This window comes from Rhodanobacter sp. K2T2 (assembly GCF_013408815.1).
Taxonomy (GTDB): Bacteria; Pseudomonadota; Gammaproteobacteria; order Xanthomonadales; family Rhodanobacteraceae; genus Rhodanobacter.
This window is the reverse complement of sequence record NZ_JACCCA010000003.1, coordinates 17,165-32,756: the sequence shown is the minus strand read 5'-3', so window position 1 is coordinate 32,756 and position 15,592 is coordinate 17,165. Positions and strand designations below refer to the sequence as shown.

Annotated in this window: 13 protein-coding genes; 1 reads left to right on the top strand and 12 read right to left on the bottom strand. The window is 62.3% G+C overall.

Going from position 1 to position 15,592, the window contains the following annotated elements:
• Window positions 1-57 precede the first annotated feature (57 nt).
• Together HDE78_RS05860 and HDE78_RS05855 are read right to left on the bottom strand one after the other, a co-directional pair.
• On the bottom strand, window positions 58-1,641 hold the full coding sequence (locus tag HDE78_RS05860) for an alpha-amylase family glycosyl hydrolase (RefSeq protein ID WP_179477608.1): 1,584 nt from the start codon (window positions 1,639-1,641) through the stop codon (window positions 58-60).
• A gap of 131 nt (window positions 1,642-1,772) precedes the next feature.
• Complete coding sequence (locus tag HDE78_RS05855) at window positions 1,773-4,757, bottom strand: TonB-dependent receptor (protein ID WP_179477607.1); 2,985 nt, start codon at window positions 4,755-4,757, stop codon at window positions 1,773-1,775.
• A gap of 447 nt (window positions 4,758-5,204) precedes the next feature.
• On the opposite strand from HDE78_RS05855, the gene HDE78_RS05850 reads away from it, so the two are divergent.
• Entirely contained in the window at window positions 5,205-6,878 is a 1,674-nt protein-coding gene (locus tag HDE78_RS05850; RefSeq protein WP_179477606.1) for an alpha-glucosidase family protein, read from the top strand.
• A 54-nt stretch (window positions 6,879-6,932) separates the two neighbouring features.
• Here the strand turns inward: HDE78_RS05850 and HDE78_RS05845 are convergent, their stop codons facing one another.
• The 10 genes from HDE78_RS05845 to HDE78_RS05800 form a co-directional block, all read right to left on the bottom strand.
• The gene (locus HDE78_RS05845) at window positions 6,933-8,591 is read right to left on the bottom strand and encodes a M28 family metallopeptidase (RefSeq protein WP_179477605.1); all 1,659 of its coding nucleotides are present in this window, start codon (window positions 8,589-8,591) and stop codon (window positions 6,933-6,935) included.
• 93 nt (window positions 8,592-8,684) lie between these two features.
• The gene (locus HDE78_RS05840; RefSeq protein ID WP_179477604.1) at window positions 8,685-9,440 is read right to left on the bottom strand and encodes a molybdopterin-binding protein; all 756 of its coding nucleotides are present in this window, start codon (window positions 9,438-9,440) and stop codon (window positions 8,685-8,687) included.
• Window positions 9,433-10,365 (bottom strand): cytochrome b/b6 domain-containing protein, encoded by a 933-nt coding sequence (locus HDE78_RS05835; protein WP_255457663.1) that lies wholly within the window; start codon window positions 10,363-10,365, stop codon window positions 9,433-9,435. The genes HDE78_RS05840 and HDE78_RS05835 overlap by 8 nt, the downstream gene beginning before the upstream one ends.
• Before the next feature lie 121 nt (window positions 10,366-10,486).
• Window positions 10,487-10,942 (bottom strand): molybdenum cofactor biosynthesis protein MoaE, encoded by a 456-nt coding sequence (locus HDE78_RS05830; protein WP_179477603.1) that lies wholly within the window; start codon window positions 10,940-10,942, stop codon window positions 10,487-10,489.
• Entirely contained in the window at window positions 10,939-11,184 is a 246-nt protein-coding gene (locus tag HDE78_RS05825) for a MoaD/ThiS family protein (RefSeq protein WP_218862120.1), read from the bottom strand. The genes HDE78_RS05830 and HDE78_RS05825 overlap by 4 nt, the downstream gene beginning before the upstream one ends.
• Window positions 11,181-11,783, bottom strand: coding sequence for an NTP transferase domain-containing protein (locus tag HDE78_RS05820; RefSeq protein WP_179477601.1), 603 nt, complete (start codon window positions 11,781-11,783; stop codon window positions 11,181-11,183). The genes HDE78_RS05825 and HDE78_RS05820 overlap by 4 nt, the downstream gene beginning before the upstream one ends.
• A complete protein-coding gene (moaC, locus tag HDE78_RS05815) occupies window positions 11,780-12,259 on the bottom strand; it encodes a cyclic pyranopterin monophosphate synthase MoaC (protein WP_179477600.1) in 480 nt (159 codons plus the stop codon). The genes HDE78_RS05820 and moaC overlap by 4 nt, the downstream gene beginning before the upstream one ends.
• Window positions 12,260-13,315 carry a GTP 3',8-cyclase MoaA gene (gene moaA / locus HDE78_RS05810; RefSeq protein ID WP_179477599.1) on the bottom strand — a complete coding sequence of 352 codons (1,056 nt, stop codon included), beginning with the start codon at window positions 13,313-13,315 and terminating at the stop codon, window positions 12,260-12,262.
• 1 nt (window position 13,316) lies between these two features.
• Window positions 13,317-14,540 (bottom strand): molybdopterin molybdotransferase MoeA, encoded by a 1,224-nt coding sequence (locus HDE78_RS05805; protein ID WP_179477598.1) that lies wholly within the window; start codon window positions 14,538-14,540, stop codon window positions 13,317-13,319.
• A 271-nt stretch (window positions 14,541-14,811) separates the two neighbouring features.
• Complete coding sequence (locus HDE78_RS05800) at window positions 14,812-15,504, bottom strand: DUF2968 domain-containing protein (RefSeq protein WP_179477597.1); 693 nt, start codon at window positions 15,502-15,504, stop codon at window positions 14,812-14,814.
• Window positions 15,505-15,592 lie beyond the last annotated feature (88 nt).

Genomic DNA, 15,592 nt, shown 5'->3' with positions numbered 1-15,592 from the left:
AAATAAAAGGCCTCTTCCAAACGGAAGAGGCCTTTTTGCATCGACCTGTCGAAGCGCTCAGCGCACGATGGCGCTGCTGTACGGCGGTAGCTGCAGCTTTCCCTGAGCAAGCGCAATGTCTTGACGACTTTTTTCCTGCAGCGTGTCGAAGCGGTGTCCGAGAGCATGCGATACGTCGACCGTCTGCGTCTCGCCCGATAGGTTGTGTACGACGAGCACACGGCTTTGCGCATCGCTGAGCTGCCAGGCGGCGATCTGCGGATTGGATGGCGACCATGCGCTCAGCGTGCCGTCGCGCAGGGCGCCGATCTGGCGACGCCAGCCGATAAGGATGGTGTAGTAGTGCAGCAGGGAATTGGCATCGGCCTGTTCGGCATCGACCGACACCTCGGGACCGTCGCCCGCACTGAAGGTTTTCCAGTGCGTTTCATCGGCGCCATGATCGTCGCGATGCCAGCGCATCGGCTCGCGGATATTTTCGTCAGGCTTCTGTCCGCGCATGCCAAGCTCTTCACCGTAGTAGATGAAGGGATGGCCGGGCAGGGTCAGCAGCATCGCTGCGGCCATACGCATATGCTGCGCGCTGCCGTCGAGCTGGCTCATTACCCGGTTCTGATCGTGATTGGAAAGGAACGGCGCATCGACGCCTGACTTGCCGGTCACTTGGCGATACGCCGCTTCGGTGCGAGCCAGCAGCGCGCCGAGATTACCCGCGCGTTCGCTCTTGGCGCTTTCGATCAACTGCGTGGCCAGCGGAAAATCGAAGGCCGCACTGAGCGGCTTGAAATAGGGCGCGATCTCCTGCGGATTATCGCGCGTCACTTCGCCGACCACATACGCATCGGGTTTGACGGTATCGAGGCCGTGGCGAAAGTCCGACCACCAGGTGATGTTCTTGGCCAGAATCTTCGGATCGTTCCGTTGCGACTTCAGGTCGAAGTAGATGTGCTGCGCGGCATCGAGCCGGAAGCCGTCGACGCCCTTGCCGAGCCAGTAGCGCCCGAGCTTGATCATTTCCTGGCGCACCGCGGGCGTGTCGTAGTCGAGGTCGGGCATGGCACGGGTGAACGTGCCCAGATAATGCTGGTCGCCCAGCGCATGCCACGCCGGCGTATCCGTGGCACTGATGGCCTTGAGGTCGGTGTGCGCGTTCGACCAGTTGTACCAGTCGTGCTTCGGATTCTTCGGGTCCACTGCGGACTGGAACCACGGATGCTGATCGCTGGTGTGGTTGATCACCAAGTCGATGATCACCGCAATACCGCGCTTGTGCGCCTCGTCGAGCAGCTTCTGAAAATCCGCTGCCGTACCGAACTGCTTATTGATGCCGTAATAGTCGGTGACGTCGTAGCCGTGATAACTCGGCGAGGGATTGATCGGCGTCAGCCACAGGCCGCTGACGCCGAGCGACTTCAGATAATCGAGCTTGCCTGTGATGCCGTTGAGATCGCCGATGCCGTCGCCGTTGCTGTCGGCGAATGCTCGTACAAAGATTTCGTAGTAAACGCCCGAAGGCGCCATGGCCGTGTCCGACGCATGTGGCGCGGTTGATGGCGCCTGTGCGCCGACGGACAGACTCAGCAGCGAGCCTAGAAATCCGAGTGCGATGGCGCGGCTCAAAAGGGGAAGTGTTCTCGACATACCGTATCCCGAAAGCATCGCGGCTATTTTGCGTCCACGAGAAAGAAAAAGCCGACCCCGAAGCCATGCCTCTGGATCGGCGGAGAAAGCATGGCCGGCCACCGTGAGGGCGATGGCCGGCGCGCCCGACGTTAGAACGTGAGATTGAAGCCAAAATACGACGTGCGACCGAAATACTGGATCGTGCCGGTCTCCTGCGAATTGCCGAAGTAGGTACGCGTCGGCTGATTGGTCAGGTTGAGCAGTTGATAGACCAGGCTGAAGTCCTTGTTGACCTTGTACGAGGCCTGGAAATCGAAAACGGTTTCCGGCGCGAAGTACACGACTTGATTGGTCACCGCGATCTGCGAGTTGGACACGAACGACGAGCGGTAGTTGCCGGAGATGCGTGCCGAGAAGGGCCCGAGGTCATAGAACAAGGCGGCGCTGGCGACCTTGCGCGAATAGCCGGGCAGCCCTTGTTCCTGCGGTGCGCCGCCCAGTGTCGATTCCGCCTTGGTCGAGTTTTGCGTGTAGGCGTAATTCAGCTGTATGCCGAGGCCGGACAGGACGCCAGGCAGGATATGCGTCTTCTGGTAATCCAGCTCGACGCCGCGCAGATCGCCGCCCTTGGCATTGTAGGAGGTCTGATAATCGCCATTGAGATACGGTTTGCCGGTGGCCGGATCCGTCGGTACGACAATGCCGATCGTGGAGAAATCGAAGTTGCTGTAGGTAATGGTCTGCACGAACGAGTCGATGTGCTTGAAGAACGCATCGGCCACGAACACGCCGGTGGAATCGTCGAAATAATGCTCGTAGGTCAGATCGTACTGCCGGGCACGCAGCGGATTGAGATACGGGCTGGTACTGCCGTAAATGTTGTAGGTGTTGTTGTTGGTGATGTATGAGCCGGCACCGGCCAGCATCGTCTCGATGGGCGGATGCGACAGCACCTTGCCTGCCGAGAAGCGCATCTGATCGCTGTCGGTGAGGTGGTAGGCGAGATTCAGCGAAGGCAGGTAATCGGTATAGGTCTTACCGACGTCGACATAGTGGTAATCGCGATTGACCACGCCATAGCCGTCGGTGATCGGATCGCCGGTGCCCGCAGCGACCGGCTGGATGCCGTCGCTGTATTGTGAGAAGCGGGCGACGCGGACGCCGACGTTACCGGTCAGCTGATGATCGAACACTTGGGTGTCGATATCCGCCATCACAAAAAGATCGCGTGATTTTTCGTTGACCGAACCGCTTTGAATTTCCGTCCAGCTGTTGTTCCAGTCTTTCACCGGATTGATATTGGTAATGCCATTGGCCGCGAGAATCGCCGGTCCGTTGAGCTGCAGGAAGCACGGGAAAGCGCCGAACTTGCCCTGCCAGCAGGTGGGCGTGGCGTTATTGCTGTTGAGCCTCAGCGGCGGTTCACCTGCCACTGGCGATACGTTCCATTCCGAGCCGTAGGCGTATACGCTGCGATCGGCTTGGTACGTGTGGTTATCCAGATAGACGCCAGCCTCGAGCGCAGAGACGACCGGGTTATTGAGAAAGTCGTATTTCACGCTGGTGCGGAATGCCTTTTCGCGATCGTGATACACGTACGGATACACGCCGTAGCGCGATAGAGCCATATCGTTGAGATTGGTGTACATGCCTGGGTTGGCAAAGCTCGCCGTACCCACCTGGCTGCCGTTCAACCGATACGTGACGGACTGTGCGGCCAGGGTCGGATTGGCCGTGCCGAGGTTGTTGTACGGATCGGCGGTGGCATCGACGTTGATCTGGTTGCTGGAGGCGTGCGACAGCGAGGCGTCCATATCGACGTGCCAGGGGCCATCGTTCCATTTCAGGTTCAACCCACCGGAAAATACATTGGTGATCTTGGTGTAGTTGTCCAGCGTGGTCTCGTTGGAAAACTGATTGCCCTGCGCGCCGTTGGCGTTGCTGCTGACTGTGGCGCCGAGCAGCGAACCGTTCGCGCCGAGTACGGGATTGGTGATCAAGGTGTTGCCATAGTCGAACTGCTGCGAGCGGAAACCGTAGCCGAACGAGCTGTTGTTGAACTTGGAGAAAAAGCTGTCGCCGGCGATCTGCAGGTGATCGGTCGGTTTCCACACAATGGTGCTCAGATAGCCAGTACGCTTCTCTTCGCCGCCGTTCTGCTGCAGCTGGATGCCGTCGGGCACATAGACGTTCTGGCCGGCGGCGCCGACTACGGTTGTCTTTCCGGCCTGATTGGCCAGCGATCCCGCGCTCGCCTGACCGGTGAACGGCGAAGAATCGTACGACTCGCCCACGAACTGCTCCGACACATGCGGCTGATACAGTTGCGCAAAGCCGAGACCCACGCCCAGCGTGTCGTTCAAGAACTTGCCCTGCCATGCGGCACTGAGGCGATATCCCAGCGAGTTGGCGCCGGTCACGTCGTGCGCCTGACCGTCGTAGCTGCCGCGCGCATCGATGTTGAGCGACTGTTCCTTCGTGTTTTCCAGCGGATTGGCGGTGCCCATGTCGATGGTGGCGCCGACGCCGCCTTCGACCAACGAAGCCTGCGACGACTTGTAGACCGTCGCCATGTTGATCAGCTCGGACGGATACTGATCGAAGTCGGTGTAGTTGCTGCCGCTGGTCGACGGCTGCACGCGGCCGTTCAAGGTGGTCAGCACAAAGTTGCCGTCGAGGCCGCGCACGTTGATCTGCGATGCCTGTCCCGAGATGCGCTCGGCGGCGACGCCCGGCAGACGGGTCAACGCATCGGCGATCGACTGGTCGGGCAAGCCGCCGATATCTGCGGCAGTGACCACGTTCTGGATGTTGTCGGCGTAGCGCTGGTAGTCGATCGACTTTTCGATGCTGCTGCTGAAGCCGGTCACGGTGATCGCCGACAGGCTCTTGGCCAGCTTCTTCTTTTCGCTGGGGCTGGCGGCGTCGCTATCGTCCTTGGCTTTTTTGGCGGCGCTGGCCTTGGTGTCGGTGGTGTCGTCTTGCGCTGTGGCCGCGGGCGATGCCGACGTATCGACCGAAGCGGTACTACCCGGCTTGGTCGCGCTATCGCCCGGCGCCGCGTAGGCAGTGGCGGTGATGAACAGCCCGGCCGATATCAGCGCCACAGCCATTACGTTGCGTTTCAGTAGCATGTTCTCGTCTCCCCACGAAAATGTGTTGGTGCTTGGGCGCTTGCTGCCCCAGGCCTTGTTGACGGCGGTGGCAGGCGGCGCTGGTCGGTGATCCCAGCGGCGTGCCGGCATGGTAGGGCCGACGTTCCGGCACTCACCAGTTTCTGCATACGTATTCATCACGGCGGCACCCCGTCGCCCATCGCGGTGCAGCATGTGACGCTCGCGCTGTATTCCGCACGCCGCTATGCGCATGCAAATCGTTGTGATGAAACAATGTTTCGCCAGTTTGAAGCCGGCGGTCGGATGCTTTTGGGCAGCCTCTATCGACCGATGTAACGCAATTGCAGCACGAATGAATACGTATGCAGACCTCTGCGTGATGCCACGAGCCTGCCGCTAAGCTGCTGCCATTCGCCGACGAGCGCCCGCGTGGCACGGACGGCTCATGTCATGGGGTTTCGTTCAATGTCCGACGCAAGCTGGTGGCGCGGTGCCGTCATCTACCAGATCTATCCGCGCAGTTTTCTCGACACCAACGGCGACGGCGTCGGCGATCTGCCGGGCATTGTCGAGCGGCTCGACTATGTCGCCAGCCTTGGCGTGGACGCAATCTGGATTTCGCCGTTTTTCAAATCGCCGATGGCCGACTTTGGCTACGACATTGCCGATTACCGCGACGTCGATCCCTTGTTCGGCACGCTGGCGGATTTCGATCGGCTGCTGACCAAAGCGCACGGGCTTGGCCTGAAGGTGATGATCGATCAGGTGCTCAGCCATACCTCGGTAGAGCACGCATGGTTTCACGAAAGCCGAGAGAGCCGCGACAACGCCAAGGCCGACTGGTACGTGTGGGCCGACGCACGCGACGATGGCAGCCCGCCCAACAACTGGCTGTCGCTGTTCGGTGGCTCGGCCTGGCAGTGGGAGCCGCGGCGAGGTCAGTATTACCTGCACAACTTCCTTGCCGCGCAGCCGGATTTGAATTTTCATAATCCGCAAGTGCGCGGGGCGATACTCGACAGCGTGCGGTTCTGGTTGGACAGGGGCGTGGACGGTGTGCGGTTGGATGCCATCAACTTCTGCTTTCACGATCGTCAGCTGCGGGACAACCCGCCCAAGCCGAAGGACAAGCGCGTGGGCCGCGGTTTCAGTCCGGACAACCCCTACGCGTTTCAGTATCACTACTACAACAATACGCAGCCGGAGAATCTCGCGTTTCTAGGCGAGCTGCGTGCGCTGATGGACGGCTATACGGACGTCGCGGCGCTGGGCGAAATTTCCTCGGAGGATTCGCTCGCCACCATGGCCGAATACACCCAGCCGCATCGCTTGCACATGGGCTACAGCTTCGAACTGCTGACCGAAGATTTCAGCGCTACTTATATCCGCGATACGGTGCAGCGGCTCGAAGCGAAGATGACCCAGGGCTGGCCATGCTGGGCGATCTCCAACCACGACGTGGAACGAGTGCTGTCGCGTTGGGGCAAGGGCAGGCCGGCGGGGGCTCTGGCCAATCTGCTGACCGCGATGGTTTGTTCGTTGCGTGGTTCGGTCTGCGTGTATCAGGGCGAAGAGTTGGGTCTGACCGAAGCCGAGCTGTCGTACGAGTCGCTGCGGGATCCTTACGGCATCGCCTTCTGGCCTCAGTTCAAAGGCCGCGACGGCTGCCGCACGCCGATGCCGTGGGACGAAGGTGAGCACGCCGGCTTCAGCCGAGGCACGCCATGGCTGCCCGTACCGGAACAGCATCGCGCACTGGCCGTGATCCGCCAGGAAAGCGACCCGCATTCGACGCTGCACGGCTTTCGCGCCTTCATGCACTGGCGCCGGTCGCATCCGGCGCTGCGCTGGGGCGATATCCGCTTCATCGAAACCGCCGAACCGGTGCTGGCCTTCACGCGCAGTTTCCAGGGCAAGACCGTGTTGGCGGTATTCAATTTGGCCGATGCGCCGGTGGAGCTCGAACTGCCGCAGGCAGCTGAATCGGTGGAAATGCTTGGCCACGGCCTCGCGCGCGGCGAACTGCAAAACCGGCAGATGCATCTGCCCGCCTACGGCGTGTGGTTTGCGTCGTTGCCATCCAGTCGCGTCCGTCACGGGGCTGAGGACATGGCTCAGATGGCTGTCGAATCACGCTGAAAAAAAGCCACTCCGGTCAGGGAGTGGCTTGGTGGGTTTGGCTACTGCTGAGGATTACTTGCGTTCGGCAGCGGTCTTGTCGCGGGTGGCGCGAAACTCGGAATCCTTGCTCCAGTCCGGCCACTCGTCGGAGTTGGCCAGTTGGCTGCCGAGCACGTAAAGCACCTGCAGATCGCGCGCCATGCCCGTGAACGGCCAGTCGGCCTGCCACTCGTCGCCCTGCTGGTGATAGCGCTTGGCGGTGTAGTCATCCTCAGCGGCCTTGCCCGCCGCCAGTCCGCCGTCGACCCAGTCGTTACCCGAACCGAACGAGATCGCCGGCACCCCGCGCTTGGCAAACGAGAAGTGATCGGAGCGGAAGAAGTGTCCCGCTTCCGGCTTCGGGTCGGGGCTATAGACCATGCCGAACGTCTTGGCGTCGGCGATCAGGTCGTCCAGCAGGCCCAGTTTGGCGCTGCCCGAGATGGTGAAATTGCGCGATGGGCCGTGCGGATCGAGCGCATCCATATTGATCACGCCCACCGTCGTGGCCAGCGGGTACAGCGGCTTGGCAGCATAGTATTCCGAGCCGAGCAGGCCTTTCTCTTCGGCGGTGACGTTGAGGAACACCACCGAGCGTTCCGGTCGCGGCGCCTTGGCAAAGGCGCGGCCCAGCTCGATCAACGCCGCCGTGCCTGTGGCATTGTCGACGGCACCGTTGTAGATGCGGTCTCCCTTGGCATCGGGCTGGCCGACGCCCAGATGATCCCAGTGCGCGCTGTAGATCACGGTCTGGTCGGGCTTTTTGCTGCCGTCGATGCGGCCGACGATGTTGTGCGAAGTGATGACTTTGGAATCGACCTTGAAACTGGCCGAGAAGCTTTCGCCCTTCAGTGTCACCGGCTTGAACGCACGCGTCTGCGCTTGTTTTTTCAGCGCCTCGAAATCGAGCCCTGCGCGCTTGAACATGTCGACGGCGAGGTCGCGCTGAATCCACGCTTCCAGCTGCGGGTGCACGGCGGCCGGTTTGTCGCGCACGATGTCGAACATAGTGATGATGTTGGAGTTCTTCACTGTGTTCCAGCCGTAGGAGGCCGGTGCGGTTTCGTGGATCACCAGCATGCCGAGCGCGCCCTGGCGTGCGGCCTCTTCATACTTGTAGGTCCAGCGGCCGTAATAGGTCATGGCCTTGCCGCCGAAATCGCCGACGCCGGTTTCGAAGTCGGGATCGTTGATCAGCACCACGGCGATCTTGCCGTGCAGGTCGACACCTTTGAAATCGTCCCAGTGACGCTCGGGCGCGCTGACACCGTAGCCCACGAACACCAGCGGTGCATTGGCGATCGCCACGGACGTCGAGCCGTCCATCGGTGCGCGCACGGCGATTTCGTTGCCTTGTGCAAGCGACTGCGATTTGCCGTCGATCGACAGGCTCAGCGTCGGCGTACCGACGATTTCGGTGCGCAGCAGCGGCACGGCCTGGGTCCACGCGCGCTTGCCGTTGACGAGGTCGCCACCGGGCTGCAGGCCGGCGGCCTTCATCTGCGCGACGACATAGTCGATGGTCTTGGTTTCGGCCGGTGTGGCCGGGCCGCGGCCTTCGAACGCATCGGAGGAAAGCGTCTTGACCTCGTCGGACAGACGGTGTGGATCGAAGGTGGGCGCATTGACGGCGGCGGCCGTCACGGCCGTCGAGATGGCCAGCGCGAGCGTGGAAAGAATCAATCGTTTCAAGAGTGGCTACCTGTCGTGGGAATCCACTCCCGATAGTAGGGAGCCGATGCCGACAGGTCTAGCCGTCCGAAGGTCGGCGCAATCGTCGCCAGCTCAGATGCCGGCGTACCACTCGTAGCCCTGATCTTCCCAGTAGCCGCCGTTGCCGCTGCCGATCTTGGCGAAGCTATCGACCAGCTCGATGCTGCCGATGTACTTGGCCTGCTTGTAGCCCAGCTGGCGACCCACGCGCAGGCGCAGCGGCGCGCCGTTCGACACCGGTAGCGGTTTGTCGTTGAGGTCGAAGGCAAGCAGCGTCTGCGGATGGCGCGCTTCCTCGATATCGACGCTTTCGTAGTAGGGCGTGTCCACGTCCATATTGTCCAGGCAGTGGAACACCACGAAGCGCGCCTTGGGATCGACGCCGACGTGATCGAGCAGGGCGGACAGCTGCGTGCCCTGCCATTTGCCGATGGCGCTCCAGCCCTCGACGCAGTCGTGGCGGGTGATCTGCGTACGATTGTCGAGTTTTTTCAGATCGTCGATGGAGAACTCGCCTGGGGTCGTCACGAGGCCAGTCACTTTGAGTTTGTAATCGCGGAAGTTGTTCGCCATCAGCGCCTGGTATTCGTCCGTGTCCGGCATGGTGGTGCCGTTCGGATGGAAGGTCGGCGAGATATCGGCCTCGGTGTATTCCTTGGCCATGGCGCTGGAGGGCGACAGCAGCGCCTGCACGCGTCGGTTCAGCCCTTGAGCCTTGCCGAGCACCTTCGGGCCCCAGCTGCTTTGCGAAATCTTGTCGCAGCCGGCGACCAGCAGGCCCGCGGTGCCCATGATGGCCATGCGCAGAAACGTCCGACGGTCAGTCATGGGTCGTCTCCTTAATCACCGCCACCGGTTCGGTTTTGACCACGCTCACCGGCTCCACGTCCACCTTGTAATAGCCTGTGATCATGCCGCGCAGCTGGTTGAACACGCCGCTGATCAACACCTCGAACACGTGGATCAGCACGAAGGCGACGAAGGCCCAGGCGATGATGAAGTGGATCGTACGCGCCGCCTGCCGGCCACCGACGAGCTCCACCATCGGCGACAGCACCGCATCCATTCGCGGCGACATCGCCAGGCCCATCAGCACGATGCCGATACCGAAGACGAAGATCACGATCAGATACGCCAGCCGCTGCAGGATGTTGTAGCGCAGCGCTTCCTCACCGTGCGGATGTTTGAAGCGCACGTGGTCGGCGATCGACCGGCCGATGCCGCGCCAGTCTGCCTTGGTCGGCCACAGGTCGCGCTGCACGTGCTTCTTCGCCAGCGAATAGCCGATGTAGCAAAGCCCGTTGAGCACGAAGATCCAGGCAAAGAAGAAATGCCATTGCCGGCCCATCGACAGCCAGCCCGGACCGGGCACGGTGAGCCAGGAGGGAAAGCCGCGCGCCGTCGGCGTGCCGTCCGGCCCCTTGGAAACACCGAGCACCCCGGTGGTGTTGAACTCGTGCTTACCGATGCGGGTAATGCCTATGAGGTTGCCGCTCGCGTCTTCGCGCGCATCCAGCGCCAGCAGCGGTTTGTCCGGGTTGTTGTAGTTGCCCCACGACAGGCTTGGATGCGCATTGAAGATCTGCAGGCCGCTGAAGAACATCAGCGACAGGCTGACTACGTTGATCCAGTGCATCAGCCGGATCGGCAGCGAGTGGCGGTAAACCAGCCGTTTTGATGCGGCCGGAGCGGGCGGCGTGATCGCCGCAGGGCTCGGGCCCATCACGTTTTCTGTCACGGTTTCCGTGGTCATGAAAGGGTTCCCCGGCAGCGGATCAACGGCTTGATATCGAGTTTACGCGGTAAGTCTCTGATCCATTCGCTGCAGATACCTTCCAGGTTACCTGCCATCCGCAGGCGGGTTGAATCTTCAATCAACCATGGTGGGCATGGTCGTGTTCTTCCGCAGGGCCGTGTGAGCAGGCGACCCAGGACGACTCCCCGACTAGATAGTGCTCTTTTTTCCAGATCGGCAGGCGCATCTTGACCTGGTCGATGATGTAGCGGCAGGCGCGGAACGCCTCGTCGCGATGCGGCGAAACCACGCCGATCCATACCGCGGTATCGCCGACCGCCAGGCTGCCGACGCGATGCACGCAGCGGGCGTCGGCGATGCCGAAGCGCTGCACGGCCTCGTCGATGATGCGCTCGCCTTCGCTGATCGCCAGCTCGTTATAGGCTTCATAATCCAGGCCGCTGACCTCGCGCCCCTCGTTGGTTTCGCGCACCCAGCCTTCGAATACGCAAAAGCCGCCGCAGCCCGGGCGCTGTAGTTCACGCCGCAGCGTATTGGTGTCGACCGGCTGCGCGGCAATGCTGACGCGGCTCATCCGCCGGCCACCGGCGGAATGAAAACGATCACGTCGCCTTCGGCCAACGGCTGCTGCCAGTCGCGAAACTGCGCGTTCACGGCGACCTTGAGCTGGGCGGTATCCAGCCGGAAACCGTGCCTCTCGCGCAGCTCGGCGTAGAGCGCGGCGAGGGATTCGGCAGCGCTGGAAATGGTTTCGCGACCTTGCCCGGCCTGCTCGCGCAGCTGGGCAAAGTATTCCACGGTAACGGAGGTCATCAGAGGGCAGCTCGCAGTGTGGCCAGTTCTTCGGGTGTGTTGATGTTGTCCAGCGCATGCGCCGTGTAAGGCTGCAGCAGTTGCGTGTTCCCCTGGATCAGCGCCTTGCGCGGGCAGCTGCGTCCGGCCAGAACGCGTTCCAGAAGTTTGGCGTGACTGGCCGGCTCCCACAGCGCGCACAGCGGCTCGGGCAGGCCGTCGTGGGTGCTGATGAAGGCCGTTGCATCGCGACTGGGATCGCGCGCCTGCAGCAGATGTTGCAAGGTTGCGGTATCCAGTCGCGGCAGATCACAGGCTACGACCAGCCACGCCACGTCGGGGTAGAGCGCCTGGGCGGACAGGATGCCAGCGGCGGGGCCGGCATCCTCGAAGGCATCGACGATTTGCGGCAGGTCCCGACGCACCGGTTCGTCGCGCTGGTCGCTGCGCACCGAAATGAAGACCCGATCCAAAACCGATGAAAGCAGGCGATACGTCCACAGCAGCTGCGGTTCGCCGTGGTAGTCGATCAGCGCCTTGTCGTGCTGCATGCGCCGGCTGGCGCCGCCGCTGAGCACCAGCCCATAGACGGTGGCGGCCGATGATTGCGTCGACGCGCTCATGCGGACGTCGCCTCGGTATTCACATCGCGCTTGCCGCCGGATTTATGCAGCAGGCGCACGTCGCGGATCACGATGTCGTGCGACATCGCCTTGCACATGTCGTACACCGTCAGCGCGGCGATGCTGGCGCCGGTGAGCGCTTCCATCTCCACGCCGGTGGTGCCGTGGCAGGCGACCTCGCAGACGATGACGATCTCGTCACCTTCGACACTCAGATCGACGCGGCAGCGCTGCAGCATCAGCGGATGGCACAGCGGAATCAGCTGCGGCGTGGCCTTGGCACCCATCACGCCGGCCAGGTTGGCGGTCGTCAGTACCGGGCCCTTGGGCGTCATATGGCCGGCCTCGCGCAGCTGCGATGCTACGTCGACTGGCAGCAGCACACGCGCCTGCGCCCGCGCCACGCGTTGCGTGGCAACCTTGGCGCCGACGTCGACCATGCGCGGCTGATTGTCCGAACCCACGTGCGAGAGCATTCAGCCTCCGATGTAATACATTTCGATTTTTTTGTGATGCTGCGCTTGCGGCGTGGCGCGCTCTTCGCTGTAACGATCCGTACGCTGCAGCCAGGCGCTGCGCATCATGTCGAGCAGCTGTTGGTCCGAGGCGCCGCCGCGCAGCGGCGTCTTCAGATCGATGCCGCGCTCGGCGAACAGGCAGGTATACAGCGAGCCGTCCGATGAAATGCGCGCGCGCGTGCAGGCGCCGCAGAACGGTGCCGTCACCGACGAGATAAAGCCGATCTCGCCTTGGCCGTCGCGGTAGCGATAGCGCTTGGCCACCTCGCCCTTATAGTGGCCGGACAGGGCTTCGAGCGGCCAGCGCTGCTCGATCTGCTGCAACAACTCGGCCGACGGCACCACTTCGGCCATCGACCAGTGGTTGAGGTTGCCTACGTCCATGAATTCGATAAAGCGCACCACTATGTCGCTGCCGCGGAAATACTCGAGCATGTCGATCAGCGTGTGATCGTTGACGCCGCGCTGCAACACTGTGTTGACCTTGAGATCGCCCAGCCCGGCGGCGCTCGCGGCGCGGATGCCTTGAAGCACACGCTCCAATTCGCCGCGGCCGCCGTTCATGCGCGAGAACACTGCGGGATCGAGCGAGTCCAGACTCACGGTGACGCGCTTCAGGCCGGCCGCCATCAGCGCAGGCGCCTGCTGGGCCAGCAGCACGCCGTTGGTGGTCAGCGCGATATCTTCGATCGATTCGATCGCACGCAGCTCGCTGACCAGTTCGGCCAGATTCGGACGCAGCAGCGGTTCGCCGCCGGTAATACGCACCTTGCGCACGCCCAGCAGGGCGGCAAGCCTGGTCAGTCGCACGATTTCATCGAAATCGAGCCGTTCGGCCGTCGGCAGAAAGGCGAAATCCTTGCCGTACTTGGCTTCCGGCATGCAGTACGGGCAGCGGAAGTTGCAGCGATCCATGACCGAAATGCGCAGGTCGTGCAGCGGGCGAGCGAACATGTCCAGCGGCGGAGCCAGCCTGGCAAGGAGCGCGTCGGGGAGGGCGTCCAGAGAGTTCATCTCACCAAGGATAGTAGGTAGCGATGAAACCGGCGGGAAAGTGCGACCTTTCAGGCGGCAGTTCGACAAAGCCGTGAGTCTGCGTCAGCGCGGAGAAATCGCCCGAGGTCTGCGGCGGCAGCGGCATGGCGATGGGCAGGCCGGCGATATCGGTCTGCATTCGCACGGGGACGAAATAGGTGAGCGTGGCGGCAAAGTCGATCGGCGCTGCCAGGGTCACGCAGGTCGGCGGCGGCGCCGTGCAACCCATGGCGCCGAGCAGCGCCGGCATCACGTATCGCGTGGCGCAGACCAGCACTGAGACCGGATTTCCGGGCAGCGCGAACACGGCCTGACCCTTCGGCCCCATGCCGAACCACATCGGCTTGCCCGGGCGCTGGGCTATCTTGTGGAACACTCGTTGCACGCCGAGCTCGCTGAGCACGCCCGGCACAAAGTCGCGTTGGCCCATCGACACGCCGCCGGAGAGGATCAATACATCGCGCGTGTCGAGTTGCTCGGCAATAGCCGCTTTCAGCACGTCGCGGTCGTCGGTAACGTGCTTGAGCTTCACCTCGCTCAGACCGCGGCTGGCAAGCAGCGCGGCAAGTGCCCGATCGTTGGATCGGCGGATCTGCCAGGCGGCTACCGGGGCTTCCACATCCACCAGCTCGTCGCCGGTAGCGAGAATCGTCACGCGCGGCTGGGTGGACACCTCGACCGAGCCGTAGCCGTTGGCGGCGATCACGGCGATTTCCGGCGCGCGCAGCTTGGCACCGGGCTCGATAAGCGTTTCGCCGGCTTGGCAATCGTTGCCGCGGCGGTGAATAAACTGTCCGCGCTGCGGCTCGTAGTCGGCCGCGACAGCCAGCTGCGATCCTTCACGCCGGGTTTGTTCGACGGCGATCACCGTGTCGCAGCCGTCCGGCATCACGGCGCCGGTCATCACCTCGACGCAGGCGCCTTCCGGATGCATCGTCATCGGCGCCATGCCGGCTGCCTGCATGCCCGCAATATCGAAGCGGCGCTTGCTGTTCGAGAAATCCTCGAAACGGATCGCCATACCGTCCATCGTGACGCGGTCGAACGGCGGCTGGTCGCGTTCGGCGACGATGGATTGACGCAAAATGCAGCCTGCGGCGTCATCGATGGAGCGGGTTTGCGCGGCGAACCGCCCCATGTGCTCGCGAATCAGCTGTTCCGCCTCGCTGGCAGAAATCATCGTGGTCAAAGGCTGATTGGGCATAGGTTGGTCAGTGTAGGTGGGCTTGCAACGAGCGCATAGAAGCATTCGACGCGTGAAGCCGCTGGGTTACTTCTCGTAAGCTCGACGCGTTATCCCGACAGCCGCTCGGGGGTGCCTCCATCCCGGTGTCATCGCTCCGTCTGAACCGACAGCTATTCCTCGCTCCTCAAAGCCGGCGCCATCCATGGCGCCTCCCCACCTACCCTCGTTCTTCCTTGGCCTGCGCGCAACCCCTCCCGGCGCGCGGTAGGTAGAGATCATGAACAGGCTCTTAGTCAGACGGATTGGGGACTGACGGCTTGTCGATGGAAGATGGCGGCGGCAGAACCACCTCAGGATTGGCCTGTTGCGCCTCCAGTTCTCGGATTTTCGCTTTCAACGCGTCCAGCTGGCTGCTGGTATGGCGCAAATCATTGGAAAGCGCCACTGCCTGCTGTTGCGCCTGCTGTTGCTGCGCAGCTACCTCCCGAGCCTGCTGTTGCTGGCGATCCGCCTCCTGCTGCAGGTTTTTCAGCCGCTTTTCATTCATCGCCACCATCTGCTCGGCATACGCGTTGCCCGCCTTCAGCCTCAGTGCGTCGATATCGACTTCGGCCAGCTTTTCGGACTGCCGGGCGAAGGCGTCGTAGATCGATTCCGCGCTTCGCTCCGAGTCGGTCTGGATGACGCGCCAATACTGGTCGCCATGGAAAAGCGCCACGTAGTAGCTGAGCTTGTCCGGTTGAAAAAACAGCGTAGCGCCGTAGTGGCCGTTGAAGGTCGTGCGCAATTGGGTCAGCTGACGGCTGTCGATCAGCTGGTGCAAGTAGGCCACCGTTCCGCTGGAGGCCCGCTGGGGCGCACGCTTGCTCTGTACGGCAGGTGCGCTGGGATGGTGAACGGGGGCGACACATGCCGAGACGCCGGTGAAAGTCAGTGCGATCAACCACCTGGAGAATCGTCGTCCGTGCCCGCTGTCGATCATCGATGCAATCCCTAACCTAACTTGAGCAGTGTTACCGGCGATGGCATAGCCCGCGGTGGGCGGATGGCCCAGTTTATTCCGCCCAAAA

Coding starts and splice junctions, on each gene's coding strand:
- HDE78_RS05860 (WP_179477608.1), bottom strand. CDS start 1,641: ATGTCGAGAACACTTCCCCTTTTGAGCCGCGCCATCGCACTCGGATTT.
- HDE78_RS05855 (WP_179477607.1), bottom strand. CDS start 4,757: ATGCTACTGAAACGCAACGTAATGGCTGTGGCGCTGATATCGGCCGGG.
- HDE78_RS05850 (WP_179477606.1), top strand. CDS start 5,205: ATGTCCGACGCAAGCTGGTGGCGCGGTGCCGTCATCTACCAGATCTAT.
- HDE78_RS05840 (WP_179477604.1), bottom strand. CDS start 9,440: ATGACTGACCGTCGGACGTTTCTGCGCATGGCCATCATGGGCACCGCG.
- HDE78_RS05835 (WP_255457663.1), bottom strand. CDS start 10,365: ATGACCACGGAAACCGTGACAGAAAACGTGATGGGCCCGAGCCCTGCG.
- HDE78_RS05830 (WP_179477603.1), bottom strand. CDS start 10,942: ATGAGCCGCGTCAGCATTGCCGCGCAGCCGGTCGACACCAATACGCTG.
- HDE78_RS05820 (WP_179477601.1), bottom strand. CDS start 11,783: ATGAGCGCGTCGACGCAATCATCGGCCGCCACCGTCTATGGGCTGGTG.
- moaC (WP_179477600.1), bottom strand. CDS start 12,259: ATGCTCTCGCACGTGGGTTCGGACAATCAGCCGCGCATGGTCGACGTC.
- moaA (WP_179477599.1), bottom strand. CDS start 13,315: ATGAACTCTCTGGACGCCCTCCCCGACGCGCTCCTTGCCAGGCTGGCT.
- HDE78_RS05805 (WP_179477598.1), bottom strand. CDS start 14,540: ATGCCCAATCAGCCTTTGACCACGATGATTTCTGCCAGCGAGGCGGAA.
- HDE78_RS05800 (WP_179477597.1), bottom strand. CDS start 15,504: ATGATCGACAGCGGGCACGGACGACGATTCTCCAGGTGGTTGATCGCA.